Raw genomic sequence first — 16,207 nt, 5'->3', positions numbered from 1 at the left:
GCGAACACGAGATGCGTACGTCTTCGATCCTGTCACGCGCCACTGACAGCCGCGCCAGGGGCGGCCGGACGGGACTGGCCAGGATTGTCAGTGGGGCGTGGCAGGATCGGGGGCATGGCTGAGACGGCATCGAAGAAGACCCCGGAAACCCGACCGCGCCTGCTCCTCATGGACGGCCACTCCCTGGCGTACCGGGCGTTCTTCGCGCTGCCCGCGGAGAACTTCACGACCGCGACGGGCCAGCCCACCAACGCGGTCTACGGCTTCATGTCCATGCTCGCGAACACACTGCGTGACGAGGCACCCACCCACTTCGCGGTGGCGTTCGACGTGTCCCGCAAGACGTGGCGCGCCACGGAGTTCCCCGAGTACAAGGCGAACCGCTCCAAGACCCCCGACGAATTCAAGGGCCAGGTCGAGCTGATCGGCGAACTGCTCGACGCGATGCACGTCGACCGGTTCGCCACCGACGGCTTCGAGGCCGACGACATCATCGCCACCCTCGCCACCCAGGCCGAGGCGGCCGGCTTCGACGTCCTGATCGTCACCGGCGACCGCGACTCCTTCCAGCTGGTCTCCGACCACGTCACCGTCCTCTACCCCACCAAGGGCGTCTCCGAGCTGACCCGGTTCACGCCCGCCAAGGTCGAGGAGAAGTACGGCCTGACCCCGCGGCAGTATGCGGACTTCGCGGCGCTGCGCGGCGACCCGTCGGACAACCTGCCGGGCATCCCGGGCGTCGGTGAGAAGACGGCCGCGAAGTGGATCAACCAGTTCGGTTCGTTCGCGGAGCTCGCCGAGCGCGCCGACGAAGTCAAGGGCAAAGCCGGACAGAACCTCCGCGACCACCTGGAATCGGTCAAGCTCAACCGCCGCCTGACCGAGATGGTCAAGGACGTCGAACTCCCCAAGGGCCCCGCCGAACTGGAACGCGCCCCCTACGACCGCGCCAAGGTCACCGGCGTCCTGGACGTCCTGGAGATCCGCAACCCCTCACTGCGCGAACGCCTCCTCGCCGTCGACCCCGGCGCCGCGGAGGCACAGGCGCCCCAGCCCGCCGCCGGAGTCGACATCGACGGCACGGTCCTGGGCGCGGGCGAACTCGCTCCGTGGCTGGCCGGACACAGCGGGCAGCCGCTGGGCGTGGCCACCGTCGACGCCTGGGCGCTGGGCACCGGCAGCGTCAGCGAGGTCGCGCTGGCCGCCGCCGACGGCACCGCCGGCTGGTTCGACCCCGCCCAGCTCGACGAGAACGACGAGCGGGCCTTCGCCGCCTGGATCGCCGACGCCGCCCAGCCCAAGATCATGCACAACGCCAAGGCCGCGATGCGGGTCTTCCCCGAACACGGCTGGAACGTCGCAGGCGTCACCATGGACACCGCGCTCGCCGCCTACCTCGTCAAGCCCGGCCGCCGCTCCTTCGCCCTGGACGCCCTGTCGGTGGAGTACCTCGGCCGCGAACTCGCCCCGGCAGGCGCCGCCGACGGACAGCTTGCCTTCGGCGCGGACGACGAAGCCGAAGCCGCCGCCCTCATGACCCAGGCACGAGCCGTCCTCGACCTGGGCGACGCGTTCACCGAACGCCTCAAGGAAGTCGGCGCCACCGACCTGCTGCACGACGTGGAGCTGCCCACCTCCCTCCTCCTGGCCCGCATGGAGCGCTACGGCATCGCCGCCGACCGCGCCCACCTGGAAGCCATGGAGCAGCAGTTCGCCGGCGCGGTGCAACAAGCCGTGAAGGAGGCGCACGCCTCCGTCGGCCACGAGTTCAACCTGGGCTCGCCCAAGCAGCTCCAAGAAGTCCTCTTCGGTGAACTGGCCCTGCCCAAGACCAAGAAGACCAAGACCGGCTACACCACCGACGCCGACGCACTGGCCTGGCTCGCCGCCCAGACCGAGCACGAACTGCCCGTCGTCATGCTCCGCCACCGCGAGCAGGCCAAGCTGCGCGTCACCGTCGAAGGCCTGGTCAAGACGATCGCGGCGGACGGCCGCATCCACACCACCTTCAACCAGACCGTCGCCGCCACCGGCCGCCTCTCCTCCACCGACCCCAACCTCCAGAACATCCCCGTACGCACCGACGAGGGCCGCGCGATCAGGCGGGGCTTCGTGGTCGGCGAAGGCTATGAGTCGCTGCTCACCGCCGACTACAGCCAGATCGAACTGCGCGTGATGGCCCACCTGTCCGAGGACGCGGGCCTCATCGAAGCCTTCGCCACCGGCGAGGACCTGCACACCACGGTCGCCTCCCAGGTCTTCGGCGTGGCCAAGACCCAGGTCGACCCGGAGATGCGCCGCAAGATCAAGGCCATGTCCTACGGCCTGGCCTACGGACTGTCCGCCTTCGGCCTCTCGCAGCAGCTGAACATCGAGGCCGGCGAGGCACGCGGCCTGATGGACACGTTCTTCGAGCGCTTCGGCGGCGTACGGGACTACCTGCAACGCGCCGTCGAGGAAGCCCGCGCCACGGGCTACACGCAGACGATGCTGGGCCGGCGCCGCTACCTGCCCGACCTCAACAGCGACAACCGCCAGCGCCGCGAGATGGCCGAACGGATGGCACTCAACGCCCCGATCCAGGGCACGGCGGCCGACATCGTCAAGGTGGCGATGCTGAACGTGGACCGCGCCCTGACCGAAGCGGGCCTCGCCTCCCGCCTCCTGCTCCAGGTCCACGACGAAATCGTCCTGGAAGTCGCACCGGGCGAGCGGGAGCGGGTCGAGGCGCTGGTACGCCGCGAGATGGCGGGCGCGGTGCAGCTCCGCGCCCCGCTGGACGTGTCGGTGGGCTCGGGCAACGACTGGGAGTCGGCGGCGCACTGAGGGGGGCTGGGGGGATGTGCAGGGTGGCGGGTGGGGGGCCGGCAGGTGACGGATGACGGATGACCGTTTTCTATCATCGGCTGACAGATTTCAGTTCCTGTCAGTGACCAGCGGTGTTCGGTATGCGGAGCAGGCTCCCCTGTCGACCCCCGGCACATCTCACGTGGCGAATCAGTGAAATCCGGTCAGGCGGCGCTGTCATGGCGCCGCCGGTTGCCGTAGTGTCACCTGAGTCCTCGCGCTGGGGAGCGCGAACGGCCGAGTACCGGGGAGGGACTTGACGTATGGCACCGCACATGGGCCGACGACTGCGTAAGGGAGCGGGGACCACGGCGGTCGCCGCGCTCGCGGTGGCGGCGCTTTCCGCGTCGCAGGCACCCGCAGTAGTGCACGCGAGCAGTCCGGCCGACCAGTCGGCGTCGGACGCGACACCGACGCCCACGCCGGATGCCCCGGCCTCGGGCAACTCGCCGTACTACACCGACCTTCCGCCGCTCACGTCACCGACGCCCCCGGTCGCGCCCACCGCGCCGGTGACGACGATCCCCACCGGCGACCAGCAGGGCATACCCGCCACGGTGCTCGACGCGTACAAGAAGGCGGAAGCGGCGCTCGCGACGAGCCGGCCGGGCTGCCACCTGCCGTGGCAACTGCTCGGCGGCATCGGCAAGGTCGAGTCGGGCCACGCCAACGGCGGCCGGGTCGACGCCAACGGCACGACGCTCACCCCGATCCTCGGCCCGGTGCTCGACGGAGTCGGGTTCGCCAACATCACCGACACCGACGGTGGCGCGTACGACGGTGACAAGGTGCACGACCGGGCGGTGGGGCCCATGCAGTTCATCCCCTCCACCTGGGCGACCGCGGGCCGCGACGGCAACGGCGACGGCGTCAACGACCCCAACAACGTCTACGACGCCGCGCTCGCCACCGGGTACTACCTGTGCGCCAATGGCCGCGACCTCGCGGTCAAGGCCGACCTGGACAAGGCGATCCTGAGCTACAACCAGTCGCAGGAGTACCTGACGACGGTCACGACGTGGTTCGACTTCTACCGGCGCGGCACTCGCGAGGTTCCCGACGGCGCCGGCTCGCTGCCCGGGCGCCGCAGTGACCAGACCACCACCAAGCAGCCGCCGGCGACGCCGAAGGCGCCGCCCAAGGGGCATGCCTCCCAGCCGAGTTCGCCGCCCGCCTCCAAGCCGTCCACCAAGCCCGACCCGGCGCCCACCACGCCCGCGCGGCCCACGCCCCCGCCGGCCAAGCCCGGCGGCGACACCAAGCCGACCCCGGTGCCGTTCCCCAAGACGCTGGAGGACGCCGGCACCAAGGAGCTGACGGCGCCCGCCGGCGCCGGCTTCGCCGCTCACCCCACGGCGCTCGTGAAGGACGCGTCCGGCAAGGCGATGGCGGGCGTGAGCGTGCGGTTCGAGATCGCCGGGGACACCGACACCCGCTTCGCCGGCGGTGCCACCACCGCCACCGTGGCCACCGAGGCGGACGGCAGGGCCGTGGCGCCGGTGCTCGAGGCCGGCGAGAAGACCGGCACGTTCACGGTGCGCGCCACGATCGTCACGTCCGCGCCGGCCGCCGTCGAGTGGAAGGCCACGGTCCTGGCCCGCCAGGCCGACGACCTCACCCAGGGCGACGCCAAGGCGCTGACGGCCGTGCCCAGTGGCGAGTTCGCCAACGCCGTGTCGCTCAAGGCCACCTATAAGGGCGCCGCGGCGGCCCATGTCGCGGCATCCGCCACCATGGTCGCGGGCGCCGACCCGAAGGCCGCGCCCAAGGTCAACGACAAGGGCCCGTACTTCAAGGACGCCAAGGGCAACCCGGTCCGTGAGCTCAAGGACCTCACGACCGACGCCAACGGTCTCCTGGTCCTGCCGAAGATGTACGCGGACGGGCAGAGCGGCACGTTCCTGCTCCGGGTCACCACCGAGGGCGGCGCCACGATCACGCTCAAGCTGACGGTGGCCGCCGCCTCCTGAGGGGCGCCCCCGGTCTCCTCCTTTCCCAGCAGCCCCTCCGCCGCCCGACGGCAGAGGGGCTGTTCGACGTGTTCTCATCTCGGCCGGGCGTTGCTACGGTGCCCATCCCATCCCGTTTCTGACGCCCCATCAGCTGTACGGAGGCCGGGCATGCGCGCCCTCATAGCTGCCGCGATCGGGCTTGCCGCCGCCCTCGCCCTCGTCCTGACCGTGTCGGCCATCGGCGCCCCCGAAGGAAAGACCTCGCCGAAACCGCTGCTCACCACGGTCCCCAGCGCGCCAGGGAAGATCACCCAGACCAAGTAGAGGAAGAGCGGGTCCATGCGACGCAAAGCCAGTCTCGTCCTGCTCGCCCTCGCCGTGTTCTTCGCCGCCCTGTCACCCCTGCTGCGCTGGTACGCCTTCCCCCGCCTCGCCAAGATCCCGCCCAGCCAGTACCAGGAGGCGGTCCTCGAAGCGAAGAACGCCACCCTCATCGACTACGCCACGATGCGGTCAAGGACGGTCCCCAAGGTGACCGTCGTCCAGACGCTGAAGGGCAACGTCGAGGCCGCCAAGGAGATCGAGAAGAGCGCCGGCGACGACGTCGTGGTGTGGGACACCCTCTCCTACATCCAGGGACCCGACGGCAAGATGGTCTCCCAGATACCCGAGCGCTACATCTTCGACGCACACAGCCAGGCGCCCGTCCACGCCACCGGCGAGATGGTCGACGGCGACGCCGTGCAGCGCAAGGGCATCGAGTTCAAGTGGCCCTTCCTGACCGAGAAACGGGACTACGAGTACTTCGACTTCCAGGCCCGCACCTCCGCGCCCATCCACTACAAGGGCACCAGGAAGTTCCACGGACTCGACGTCTACTACTTCGAGCAGACCATCCCTTGGACCAAGGTGCCCTACCCGAAGAAGATGCCGCTGCCCGGCATCGACTCCAGCACCTTGGAGCAGACCACCGGCACCTCCCTCTGGTACACCACCACCCGCAAGTTCTGGGTCGACCCCGTCACCGGTGCCCCGGTCAACGGTGAGGAGCTGAACCAGGAAGAGATGCGCGGCGGCACCCTCCTCGGTGGCCGCGACAAGGTCACCGTGTTCGCCGGCGACGTCAAGATGCGGGACGACTACGTCAAGTACACCGTCGACCTGGTCAAGAAGAACCGCGCCCTGGTCCTGATGCTCACCTCCTACCTCCCGTGGGGATTTCTCGGTCTCGCCCTGGCCCTGCTCGCCCTCGCCCTGTGGCTGGAGGCACGCGGCCGCCGCCCCGACGACCCGCCCCCGGCCGTGACCGAGCCACTGGAACCCGTCACCGCTTGAGCCGCGCCGTGGTGAACCGCGTCGCCGGCACCGCCGTCGGGTCCTCCGGCCAGGGGTGCTTGGGGTAGCGGCCGCGCAGTTCGGCCCGCACGGCGCGGTACCCCTGGCGCCAGAAGTTCGCCAGGTCGGCGGTGACGGCGGCCGGCCGGCCCGCGGGGGAGAGCAGATGGACAAGGACCGGCACCCCCGCCACTTCCGGCGTGCCGTCCAGGCCGAACATCTCCTGCAACTTGACGGCCAGTACCGGCTGTTCACCCCCGTACTCCACCCGTATCCGTGATCCGCTGGGCACCTGGATCCGCTCGGGGGCCAGCTCGTCGAGCCGGGCCGCCTCCCCGCAGGCCCACGGCAGCAGCCGGCTGAGAGCCGCGCCCGCCTCGATCCTCCCGAGGTCGGCCCGGCGCCGGGCCCGTGAGAGCTCCGGCTCGAGCCACTGCTCGGCCCGGGCGAGCAGGGCGGCGTCGGACACGTCGGGCCAGGGCTCCCCACGCACCCGGTGCAGGAACGCCAGCCGTTCCCGCAGGCCGAGCGCGTCACGGGTCCACCGCAGAAGACCGAGCCCTTCCCGCGCCAGGCCGTCGAGCAGCGCGTCCCGCACGAGCGCCGGGTCGGGGTTTTTGAGCGGACGTATGGCCAAGTCGACCGCGCCGAGCCGGGACGCCCGGCGGGCCACCACGTCCCCGTCCTCCCAGCGCACCTCCTCGCCCTCGGCCACAAGGTGCCCCGCCGCCGTCCGGGCCGTCGCCTCGTCGATGACGGCGGCCAGACGGATCCTGGCGGACGCGGCCTGGACGGGACGGTCGGCGACGGCCACCGCCAGCCAGTCCGCCGTGCTGAGCCCGGAGCCCCGCCCGGCCTCGGCGCCGGTGCCCGACACCATCAGGAACGCGCCGCCCCCGCGTGCCCGCGCCACCCGTTCGGGGAACGCCAGGGCCGCGATCAGCCCTGCGGCGCCCTCGGCGGAACCCCTGTCCGTGTGGGTCCCCGCGGCGGCGGTCAGGCGCCGCACCTCCTGCTGCCAGCGCGCCGCGTACCCGTCCCCGCCCCGGCGCGCCGTGCGCCAGGCCGCCGCCAGATCATCGCCGTACTCCCGTGGAGGCTCCTCGCTCAGCAGCGCCACCACTTCGGCGGCCCGTCGGCCACCGACCTCCGAAGCGCCGTCGAGCAGGGCGCGGGCCAGACGCGGGTGCAGCCCGAGCCGGGACATCCGGGCGCCCCGGTCGGTGGCGCGGCCCTGTTCGTCCACCGCCCCGATCGCCGTCAGCACGGCACGGGCCGCAGCCATCGCTCCGGCGGGCGGCGCGTCCAGCAGGGCGAGGCCTTCGGCCGACGGATCGCCCCAGCAGGCCGCCTGCAGAGCAAACGCGGCGAGGTCGGCGACCTTGATCTCCGGGGCCGGGAAGCTGGGCAGCCGCCCGTGCTCCGCCTCGGTCCAGCAGCGGTAGACCGCGCCCGGCGCCTCACGCCCGGCCCGGCCGGCACGCTGGCGGGAGGCGGCCCGCGAGGCCCGCACGGTCGTCAGGGCGCCGAGGCCACGGGCATGATCCACCCTCGGCTCGCGGGCCAGACCGCAGTCCACGACCACCCGCACCCCGGGCACCGTCAAAGAGGACTCGGCGACCGAAGTGGCCAGGACCACCCGCCGCCCCGGCGATCCGGCCAGCACCGCGTCCTGCACCCGGGCCGGGGCCCGGCCATGCACCTCAAGCACCTCGATGCCGGGAAGGTCGCCCAACTGCCGTGCCACGCGCCCGATTTCACCCACGCCCGGCAGGAAGCAGAGCACATCGCCCTCCCGCTCGGCCAGGGCGCGCCGCACTGTGGACGCCACGTGCGTCAGCAGCGCCGGATCCACCCGCATGCCGTGCGGTGGGCGGACCGGCTGGGCGGGCGGTGCCCACACCACCTCCACCGGGTGCGACACCCCGGCCGCCTCGACGATGGGAGCGTCCCCGAGCAGCCGGGCCCAGCCCTCGGCGTCCGTCGTCGCGGACGCCGCCACCAGGCGCAGCTCCGGGCGCAAGGCGGTGCGCACGTCCAGGAGGAAGGCGGCCGCGGTGTCCGCGTCGAGGTGGCGCTCGTGGCACTCGTCGATGACGACGACGTCGACGCCCGCCAACTCCTGGTCGCGTTGCAGGCGTTGGAGGAGTACGCCGGTGGTGACGACCTCGACGACGGTGGCGGGCCCCACGCGCCGCTCGCCGCGCACGGTGAAGCCGATCCGGCCGCCCGGCTGCTCGCCCAGCAGCCAGGCCATCCGGCGCGCGGCGGCGCGGGCCGCTATGCGACGCGGCTCGGCCACCACGACCCGTCGCACCGGGCCGCCGCCGGTCAGCCCCGCGAGCACCAGCGGCACGAGCGTGGTCTTGCCCGTGCCGGGCGGGGCGCACAGCACGGCCGTCCCGTGCCCGTCGAGTGCGGCAAGCAGCTCGGGCACGGCCTCGCGTACGGGGAGAGCGTCGAGAGCGTCGGTTCGGATCATGCGCTCAGTGTCGTACGTCGCGGCGGACCGTGCGGTGCTCTGTCCACAGGGGCGGTGGGCTTGTATGACTAACCCCGGCCGGCCCCGGATTCCAGTCGGCCCCGGACTCCAGCCGGCCCCCGGAAGTCAACCCCGTACGCACGCGAAGACTCAATCCCGTACGCACACGAAGATCGCCGTCCCGGGGATCAGATTGCCCCGCAGCGGCGACCAGCCACCCCACTCCTGCGCGTTCCAGGCCGGCCACTCCGGCTCGACCAGGTCCTCCAGGCGGAAACCGCCGGCGACCACGTCCCGAACCCGGTCACCCAGGGTGCGGTGGTGCTCGACATAGACCGCGCGGCCGCTCTCGTCCTGCTCGACGTACGGCGTCCGGTCGAAGTAGGAGGCGGCGACCGACAGGCCGTCGGGCCCCGGCTCGTCGGGGAAGGCCCAGCGGATGGGGTGGGTGACCGAGAAGACCCAGCGGCCGCCGGGACGCAGCACCCGACGCACCTCGCGGAAGACCTTCACCGGCTCCGCGACGAAGGGGACCGCGCCGTAGGCCGAGCACGCCAGGTCGAAGGAGCCGTCCGCGAAGGGCAGCGCGCCCGCGTCCGCCTCGACCAGCGCGAAGGCGCCGGCGCCGCCGTCGATGCGCAGGGCGTGCTGGAGCTGGCGGTGGGAGAGGTCGAGGGCCACCGGCCGGGCGCCCTGGGTGGCCAGCCAGCGCGAACACTGTGCGGCGCCGGCCCCGATCTCCAGGACGTCCAATCCCCGCAGCAAGTCCGGCGGACCGAGGAGCCGGGCGTCCGCCTCGTCCAGGCCCTCGGGCCCCCAGATGAAGCGGTCATCACCGAGGAACGCGCCGTGATCTGTCTGATACTCGTCGGCGTTGCGGTCCCACCAGCTCCGGCTGGCCCGGCTGCTCTCCGTGTCCCCGGCGGTACGCCGTGTCGCCTCCGGCTCGGAAACGGACCCGTCATCGGACTCGTACGCTGGGATCTCTTGGCTCATCGTGCCCGTCGTTGTAGTTTGCGCGGAACGCGACCTCGTCTTCGCGGAACCTCCCGCGAGAGGCCGTCGGGGCCCATCGTGGCCTCGGGGAACCTTAGTTGTGCCGGGATTGCGGGGATCCGCCCCGGGTGTGCGCCTTCGCGCATTGACCCTGTCCGGCTGCCCCCGTATGCTACAAGTTGCGCTGCGAGCCTGCGCACCTCAGACCTAGCAGGCGCGCTTCCATCTGTTGTATGTCCCCTCGGTTTGTCGAGGCGCCATCCGGACCGACCCGGAGAGGCGCTTCCCTGGCTGTCCGGCTTCTGCAGAGGCGATACGGGCTCTCGGCGTGGCAGTACCTACGACTTTCTGTCCGTAACCGGAGCCCTTTCCCACATGACGAGCAGCACCGAGACCACCTCTACCACTCCGCAGGTAGCGGTCAACGACATCGGTAACGAGGAAGCCTTCCTCGCCGCGATCGACGAGACGATCAAGTACTTCAACGACGGCGACATCGTCGACGGCGTCATCGTGAAGGTCGACCGGGACGAGGTCCTGCTCGACATCGGTTACAAGACCGAAGGCGTGATCCCGAGCCGTGAGCTCTCGATCAAGCACGACGTCGACCCGAACGAGGTCGTCAAGGTCGGCGACGAGATCGAGGCCCTGGTTCTCCAGAAGGAGGACAAGGAAGGCCGTCTGATCCTGTCCAAGAAGCGCGCTCAGTACGAGCGTGCATGGGGCACGATCGAGAAGATCAAGGAAGAAGACGGCATCGTCACCGGTACCGTCATCGAGGTCGTCAAGGGTGGTCTCATCCTCGACATCGGCCTCCGCGGCTTCCTGCCGGCCTCCCTCGTCGAGATGCGTCGTGTCCGCGACCTCCAGCCCTACGTGGGCAAGGAGCTCGAGGCGAAGATCATCGAGCTGGACAAGAACCGCAACAACGTGGTCCTGTCCCGCCGCGCCTGGCTCGAGCAGACCCAGTCCGAGGTTCGCCAGACGTTCCTCACCACCCTGCAGAAGGGTCAGGTCCGCTCCGGCGTCGTCTCCTCGATCGTCAACTTCGGTGCCTTCGTGGACCTGGGTGGCGTCGACGGTCTCGTCCACGTCTCCGAGCTGTCCTGGAAGCACATCGACCACCCCTCCGAGGTTGTCGAGGTCGGCCAGGAAGTCACCGTCGAGGTCCTGGACGTCGACATGGACCGCGAGCGTGTCTCCCTGTCGCTGAAGGCGACGCAGGAAGACCCGTGGCAGCAGTTCGCCCGTACGCACCAGATCGGGCAGGTCGTCCCCGGTAAGGTCACCAAGCTCGTTCCGTTCGGCGCGTTCGTCCGCGTCGACGAGGGCATCGAGGGCCTGGTCCACATCTCCGAGCTGGCCGAGCGCCACGTGGAGATCCCGGAGCAGGTCGTCCAGGTCAACGACGAGATCTTCGTCAAGGTCATCGACATCGACCTCGAGCGTCGCCGGATCTCGCTGTCCCTGAAGCAGGCCAACGAGTCCTTCGGTGCCGACCCGGCGTCGGTCGAGTTCGACCCGACCCTGTACGGCATGGCCGCGTCCTACGACGACCAGGGCAACTACATCTACCCCGAGGGCTTCGACCCCGAGACCAACGACTGGCTCGAGGGCTACGAGACCCAGCGCGAGGCGTGGGAGGGCCAGTACGCCGAGGCGCAGTCGCGCTTCGAGCAGCACCAGGCCCAGGTCATCAAGTCCCGCGAGGCCGACGAGGCCGCCGCTGCCGAGGGCGCTGCCGCTCCGGCCGGTGCCCCGGCGGGCGTCTCCGGCGGTTCGTACTCCTCGGAGTCGGACGACAACTCCGGCGCCCTGGCGTCGGACGAGGCGCTGGCCGCGCTGCGCGAGAAGCTGGCGGGCGGCCAGAGCTGACGCTCTGCCCCAGCTGGTAGATAGCTGAAAGTAAGGCCCGTTCCCCATGGGGGACGGGCCTTACTCATGTCCCGTCAACTCGCCCCGCCTGTCGCCCGTTTCGGCGAAAGCGGCCGACGCGGGAATGCGCCGGTCCCGGTAGTCGTTCTTCCTGTTGAACACGAGGAGGAGCGGTAATCGTGCTTGATCCGCAGGATTTGTACGAATGGGAGCCGAAGGGCCTCGCCGTCGTCGACATGGCGCTCGCGCAGGAGTCGGCCGGCTTGGTCATGCTGTACCACTTCGACGGCTACATCGACGCGGGTGAGACCGGCGAGCAGATCGTCGAGAAGCTGCTGGACACACTGCCCCACCAGGCGGTGGCCCGCTTCGACCACGACCGGCTCGTGGACTACCGCGCCCGTCGCCCGCTGCTGACGTTCCGGCGCGACCGCTGGACGGACTTCGAGGTGCCCGCACTCGAAGTGCGCCTCGTGCAGGACGCCACGGGCGCGCCCTTCTTGCTGATGTCGGGCCCCGAGCCGGACGTCGAGTGGGAGCGCTTCGCGCTCGCCGTGCGCCAGATCGTCGAGCGTCTCGGTGTGCGCCTGTCCGTCAACTTCCACGGCATCCCGATGGGCGTGCCGCACACCCGCCCCGTGGGCCTCACCCCGCACGGCAACCGCACGGACCTCATGCCCGGTCACCGCTCACCGTTCGACGAGGCGCAGGTCCCCGGCAGTGCCGAATCGCTGATCGAGTACCGCCTGATGGAGTCCGGCCACGACGTCCTGGGTGTCGCCGCGCACGTCCCGCACTATGTGGCGCGTTCGTCCTACCCGGACGCCGCGCTGACCGCCCTGGAGGCGGTCACGGCCGCGACGGGCCTGGTCCTGCCGAGCGTCGCGCACGGCCTGCGTACCGAGGCGCAGCGCACGCAGACCGAGATCGAGCGGCAGATCGGCGAGGGCGACGAGGAACTGGTCAGCCTGGTCCAGGGACTTGAGCACCAGTACGACGCGGTGGCGGGCGCCGAAGCGCGCGGCAACCTGGTCGCAGAACCGGCGGACCTGCCGTCGGCGGAGGAACTTGGCCGGGAGTTCGAACGTTTTCTCGCCGAGCGTGAGGGCGACGTCTGAGGAGGCGCTTAAGCTTCGGCTCATGCTGAAGGTGGGCCTGACCGGCGGTATCGGCGCCGGCAAGAGCGAAGTGTCACGGCTCCTCGTCTCCTACGGAGCCGTACTGATCGACGCGGACAGGATCGCGCGCGAGGTCGTCGAGCCCGCAACCGCGGGCCTGGCGGCGGTGGTTGAGGCGTTCGGCCCCGCGATCCTGACCGAGGACGGCGCACTGGACCGCCCCCGCCTGGGCGCCATCGTCTTCTCGGACCCTCAGAAGCTGGCGGCGCTGAACGCGATCGTGCACCCGCTGGTCGGAGCGCGCTCGGCCGCGCTGGAGGCGGAAGCCGGACCCGAAGCGGTGGTCGTGCATGACGTGCCGCTGCTGACGGAGAACGGCCTGGCGCCGCTGTACGACCTGGTCGTCGTCGTCGACGCCGCGCCCGAGACCCAGCTCGACCGCCTGGTACGGCTGCGCGGCATGACGGCGGACGAGGCCCGCGCCCGCATGGCCGCCCAGGCCGACCGGGCCCAGCGGCTCGCCATCGCCGATCTGGTCATCGACAACAACGGCGCCCTGGAGGCGCTGGAGCCGCAGGTGCGCGAGGTCTGGGCGGAGTTGGTGAAGCGCGCCGGGCGCTAACGGGCGCGGGGCCGCTCGGGGCGTACGCGGGGCGCGCTCATGAGCCGGCGCGTATCGAAACCGTAGGGATTCCCTCATCATGCTGGGTTTCCCCGGCCCACGCCGCCAAGCGGGGCCGAGGCGCCCTACGATCTCGCTGTGCTCTTCGTACTGGCGGGTTTCACCGTCCTCGGCGGTCTCGTGGCACTGCTCGCCGGAGCCTACGGGCTGCGCGAGACCCGGCGCGCCGAGCGGGCGGGCGCCTTCGCGTGGGCGCTGGTGAAGCCCGCGCCGCAGGGGGCGACGCGGCCCCTGTTGCAGTTCGAGACGGTCGACGGCGACGTCTTCGAACTCCCCTCGCCCATCTCGCCCAGCCGCCGTGAGCCCCTGCCGCCGGGCGCCTGCGTGCGGGTGTCCTACGACCCGGAGGACCCGCGCACCGTCGTGCTCCTGGGCCGTCAACGTACCGTCGTCGACCGGGCGTTCGTGGCGGCGGGCGCGGTCATCGTGCTGCTCGGGCTGACCTTGGCCACGGCCGCGCTCTGAGCCGCGCGCCCGGACCTTTGCCGTCGGCACGCGTACGGAATACCCGAGCCGGGCATGGCGTTGACATCGCGCAGCAGAGGGAAAGGACAGGCACGTGGGCGAGAGCACCCCCGAGACGCACGTCATCGACTTCCGCGCCGCCGAGCAACTGCTGGCTGCCAGGGATCCACGTGGTGCCGTCAAACTCCTCGACTCGGTGATCGCGGTCCATCCCGAGAACACGGCCGCCCGCCTGCTCAGAGCCCGCGCCTTCTTCGCCTCGGCCCAGCTCCGTTCCGCCGAACTGGAATTCCAGCTGGTCCTGGAACGCGAGCCGGACAACGCCTTCGCGCACTTCGCCCTGGCCCGCACCTATGAACGCCAGGCGCGCCCGGAGCACGCCACCCGCCACTTCCGCCTGGCGGCAGCACTGGATCCCAAGCCGGAGTATGTGGCCGCGGCGCGGTTCGAGGGCGACGCGGAGTAGGAGGCGAGCACCGGCCCGGCGTGACCGTCGGGGGCGCTCCTGGTGGGGTGACGGTCGGCCTGTGCCCGGGCCGGCCGCCGCGTCATCGGCTGCGCGGCGGCTCGTACGGGGGGACGTCACGTCCGGGCTGATAGTGCGGGCCCTGCCGGATATGGCGGACGATCATGACGAGGTCCAAGACGATCACTGCGGCCAGCACCGCGCAGGCCGCCATCCACCCGGGCCGCCCTTCCACGGCGAAGCTGGCCGTACCGCCGAGGGCCCAGATCAGGCCCCAGACGCTCAGCCAGAGCCGCATCCGCAGGGGGCTGCGGGCAGTGATCGGTTCGTTACCCGTGCGCGGCATAGTGATCGCCTCTTCAGGAGGTGTACCCGCTGAGGCGGAGGTGAAAGCCGCAGGGCGCTGGGGATCCCGGGGTCGAGCTCCTTTGACGCCGCCGGCCCCCGTCGCCGTCGCTCAAACCGCGTCCTGAATGCGGCGGTACGGCGTTGAACGGGTGGCTAGGGTGACGCGCATGCCGCTCTCCGACGACCTTCCCCGAACTCTGCTCGACCTCGCCGTACCGCACGAGGACATCAACGAACTCACGGCGGCCGCCGCCCAGTTCACCGCGGATCCCGCGCTCGGCGAGCTCCTGGAGCACGCGGCGCGCGCCCTGGTCGAGAACATCGGCACCTTGGATGTCCATCCCGCCCCGCCCGCCCCGCCCGAGGGCCTGGGCGATCTGGAACGCTGGTTCCCCGTCTGCGCCGTCCTCGCCGCGCTCCCCCGCACCAGGGCCTACCACCAGGAGCGGAACATCCCCGAGGACATCGCCCGCCATACCCTCGCCGACCTAGGACGCCACATCGCACTGCACCGCAGACGGCACGGAAACGGCGGTCTCCTGACGCCCGGCTGGCTGGGGCTGCACGCGCGCGGGGAGATCTACCAGCTCGGGCGGCTCCAGTTCCAGCGCGCGGTGCTCGGCCGGCGCACGAGCCGGGCCGCCCGCGCGGCAGGCCTCGACGTCCAGCCGGGCGATCCGTGCCTGAACCTGCACATTCCTGACTTCCTGGGCCCGTTGACGCCCCAGGCGTGCGCCGATTCGCTCACGCGCGCCAGGGCGTTCTTCGCCCGGCACTTCCCCGAGGAGCGCCACCAGGTGGCCGTCTGCCACTCCTGGCTGCTCGACGAGCAGCTGCGAGACCACCTGGCCGAGGACTCCAACATTGTCCGCTTCCAGGGTTTGTTCCGTATCGCTTACAGAAGCGACGACCCGGCGGACGGCGAACCCGTCGGCTTCGTCTTCGGGGATCCGGATCTGCCCGTGGCGGACCTCCCGCGCCGCACCTCATTGCAGCGCGCCGTCACCGGGCACCTCCTGAACGGCGGGCACTGGTATGTGGGCCACGGCTGGTTCGCGCTCTAGGAGCCGGCCGGCGCGTGCATGTGTGTCGAATTCCAGCCGCCCGACCAGGCCGGGCCGGACTCAGTGCACGAAGCTGTAGCTGCGCCAGGCCGCCGCCCTTGGCGCCACATTGTCGGTGAGCCGGCTGCCGATGTACGTCGTGTCCTTGCCCGTGCAGTCGGGCGTTCTGTACATGACCATGTCGACCAGCGTGTTGTTGAGGACCTGCTTCGTGCCGGCCGGCGGCAGCCGGTGGCAGCCCCGGATCTTCGGGCTGGTCAGCGTGGTGGAGCGGTCCGACCCCGCCGTATAGCTGATGGTGCCGACCGCCGTACGCCCGAGGCTGGAGCAGGCGGTGGTGGCGAGGGCGAGCAGCACGGCCCCGGTGACGATCCGCGTGCGGCGACGGCGGCGTGTGGGGGCGGGGGACTGGGACGCGGTCACGGACATGAGTGGTCCTCGTCTGTACGGCATGGCTGCGGCGGTCAGTGTCGCCAGCCTGCCCCGTGCCGGTGCCCCCGGCATCCGGTGTGCCCCCTGGATAGCCCGCCCGGGCGACGGGCCCGCGCCGCGCCTTCCGGCCCCGCACAACGTCCTG

14 protein-coding genes are annotated in these 16,207 nt (G+C 71.1%); 10 read left to right on the top strand and 4 right to left on the bottom strand.

The genetic code is table 11. The annotated features are described in order from the left end of the window. Positions 1–114 precede the first annotated feature (114 nt). From polA to ACFYM2_RS17180, 4 genes are all read left to right on the top strand, one after another. Entirely contained in the window at positions 115–2,826 is a 2,712-nt protein-coding gene (polA, locus tag ACFYM2_RS17195; RefSeq protein WP_388836986.1) for a DNA polymerase I, read from the top strand. A 284-nt stretch (positions 2,827–3,110) separates the two neighbouring features. Then, positions 3,111–4,817 carry a lytic transglycosylase domain-containing protein gene (locus ACFYM2_RS17190; protein ID WP_388836983.1) on the top strand — a complete coding sequence of 569 codons (1,707 nt, stop codon included), beginning with the start codon at positions 3,111–3,113 and terminating at the stop codon, positions 4,815–4,817. Positions 4,818–4,967: 150 nt separating this feature from the next. Beyond that, positions 4,968–5,123, top strand: a complete 156-nt coding sequence (locus ACFYM2_RS17185; protein WP_107090671.1) for an SPW_0924 family protein — start codon at positions 4,968–4,970, stop codon at positions 5,121–5,123. A gap of 15 nt (positions 5,124–5,138) precedes the next feature. Further along, on the top strand, positions 5,139–6,134 hold the full coding sequence (locus tag ACFYM2_RS17180; protein ID WP_359004620.1) for a DUF3068 domain-containing protein: 996 nt from the start codon (positions 5,139–5,141) through the stop codon (positions 6,132–6,134). On the opposite strand, the gene hrpB is transcribed toward ACFYM2_RS17180, so the two are convergent. Then, positions 6,124–8,616, bottom strand: coding sequence for an ATP-dependent helicase HrpB (gene hrpB / locus ACFYM2_RS17175; RefSeq protein WP_388836980.1), 2,493 nt, complete (start codon positions 8,614–8,616; stop codon positions 6,124–6,126). The two genes, ACFYM2_RS17180 and hrpB, sit on opposite strands and share 11 nt — an antisense overlap. A 150-nt stretch (positions 8,617–8,766) precedes the next feature. Then, entirely contained in the window at positions 8,767–9,612 is an 846-nt protein-coding gene (locus tag ACFYM2_RS17170; RefSeq protein WP_388836977.1) for a class I SAM-dependent methyltransferase, read from the bottom strand. Between the two features lie 375 nt (positions 9,613–9,987). On the opposite strand from ACFYM2_RS17170, the gene rpsA reads away from it, so the two are divergent. The 5 genes from rpsA (at position 9,988) to ACFYM2_RS17145 (ending at position 14,218) form a co-directional block, all read left to right on the top strand. Further along, complete coding sequence (rpsA, locus tag ACFYM2_RS17165) at positions 9,988–11,487, top strand: 30S ribosomal protein S1 (RefSeq protein WP_053729297.1); 1,500 nt, start codon at positions 9,988–9,990, stop codon at positions 11,485–11,487. Positions 11,488–11,723: 236 nt separating this feature from the next. Next, positions 11,724–12,605 carry a PAC2 family protein gene (locus ACFYM2_RS17160; RefSeq protein ID WP_388457482.1) on the top strand — a complete coding sequence of 294 codons (882 nt, stop codon included), beginning with the start codon at positions 11,724–11,726 and terminating at the stop codon, positions 12,603–12,605. Positions 12,606–12,627: 22 nt separating this feature from the next. Further along, positions 12,628–13,227 (top strand): dephospho-CoA kinase, encoded by a 600-nt coding sequence (coaE, locus tag ACFYM2_RS17155; RefSeq protein WP_388457289.1) that lies wholly within the window; start codon positions 12,628–12,630, stop codon positions 13,225–13,227. A 138-nt stretch (positions 13,228–13,365) separates the two neighbouring features. After that, positions 13,366–13,752 carry a DUF3592 domain-containing protein gene (locus ACFYM2_RS17150; RefSeq protein ID WP_359004608.1) on the top strand — a complete coding sequence of 129 codons (387 nt, stop codon included), beginning with the start codon at positions 13,366–13,368 and terminating at the stop codon, positions 13,750–13,752. Positions 13,753–13,846: 94 nt separating this feature from the next. Next, positions 13,847–14,218 (top strand): tetratricopeptide repeat protein, encoded by a 372-nt coding sequence (locus ACFYM2_RS17145; protein WP_388836973.1) that lies wholly within the window; start codon positions 13,847–13,849, stop codon positions 14,216–14,218. An 82-nt stretch (positions 14,219–14,300) separates the two neighbouring features. Here ACFYM2_RS17145 and ACFYM2_RS17140 read toward each other — a convergent pair whose 3' ends face one another. Next, the gene (locus tag ACFYM2_RS17140) at positions 14,301–14,564 is read right to left on the bottom strand and encodes a DUF6343 family protein (protein ID WP_388836970.1); all 264 of its coding nucleotides are present in this window, start codon (positions 14,562–14,564) and stop codon (positions 14,301–14,303) included. A gap of 169 nt (positions 14,565–14,733) precedes the next feature. On the opposite strand from ACFYM2_RS17140, the gene ACFYM2_RS17135 reads away from it, so the two are divergent. Next, entirely contained in the window at positions 14,734–15,630 is an 897-nt protein-coding gene (locus ACFYM2_RS17135) for an acyltransferase domain-containing protein (RefSeq protein WP_388836967.1), read from the top strand. 60 nt (positions 15,631–15,690) lie between these two features. Here ACFYM2_RS17135 and ACFYM2_RS17130 read toward each other — a convergent pair whose 3' ends face one another. Continuing rightward, positions 15,691–16,059, bottom strand: coding sequence for a hypothetical protein (locus ACFYM2_RS17130; protein ID WP_359004597.1), 369 nt, complete (start codon positions 16,057–16,059; stop codon positions 15,691–15,693). Between the last annotated feature and the right edge of the window lie 148 nt (positions 16,060–16,207).

This window comes from Streptomyces sp. NPDC006711, assembly GCF_042869775.1.
In the GTDB taxonomy this organism is placed as follows: Bacteria; Actinomycetota; Actinomycetes; order Streptomycetales; family Streptomycetaceae; genus Streptomyces.
Note: the sequence above shows the minus strand (reverse complement) of the source record. Positions and strands in the feature narration are given on the sequence as shown.

Bases quoted from the DNA above. Each gene is read 5' to 3' on its own strand.
- polA (WP_388836986.1), top strand. From the start codon at position 115: ATGGCTGAGACGGCATCGAAGAAGACCCCGGAAACCCGACCGCGCCTG.
- ACFYM2_RS17190 (WP_388836983.1), top strand. From the start codon at position 3,111: ATGGCACCGCACATGGGCCGACGACTGCGTAAGGGAGCGGGGACCACG.
- ACFYM2_RS17185 (WP_107090671.1), top strand. From the start codon at position 4,968: ATGCGCGCCCTCATAGCTGCCGCGATCGGGCTTGCCGCCGCCCTCGCC.
- ACFYM2_RS17180 (WP_359004620.1), top strand. From the start codon at position 5,139: ATGCGACGCAAAGCCAGTCTCGTCCTGCTCGCCCTCGCCGTGTTCTTC.
- hrpB (WP_388836980.1), bottom strand. From the start codon at position 8,616: ATGATCCGAACCGACGCTCTCGACGCTCTCCCCGTACGCGAGGCCGTG.
- ACFYM2_RS17170 (WP_388836977.1), bottom strand. From the start codon at position 9,612: ATGAGCCAAGAGATCCCAGCGTACGAGTCCGATGACGGGTCCGTTTCC.
- rpsA (WP_053729297.1), top strand. From the start codon at position 9,988: ATGACGAGCAGCACCGAGACCACCTCTACCACTCCGCAGGTAGCGGTC.
- ACFYM2_RS17160 (WP_388457482.1), top strand. From the start codon at position 11,724: ATGGCGCTCGCGCAGGAGTCGGCCGGCTTGGTCATGCTGTACCACTTC.
- coaE (WP_388457289.1), top strand. From the start codon at position 12,628: ATGCTGAAGGTGGGCCTGACCGGCGGTATCGGCGCCGGCAAGAGCGAA.
- ACFYM2_RS17140 (WP_388836970.1), bottom strand. From the start codon at position 14,564: ATGCCGCGCACGGGTAACGAACCGATCACTGCCCGCAGCCCCCTGCGG.
- ACFYM2_RS17135 (WP_388836967.1), top strand. From the start codon at position 14,734: ATGCCGCTCTCCGACGACCTTCCCCGAACTCTGCTCGACCTCGCCGTA.
- ACFYM2_RS17130 (WP_359004597.1), bottom strand. From the start codon at position 16,059: ATGTCCGTGACCGCGTCCCAGTCCCCCGCCCCCACACGCCGCCGTCGC.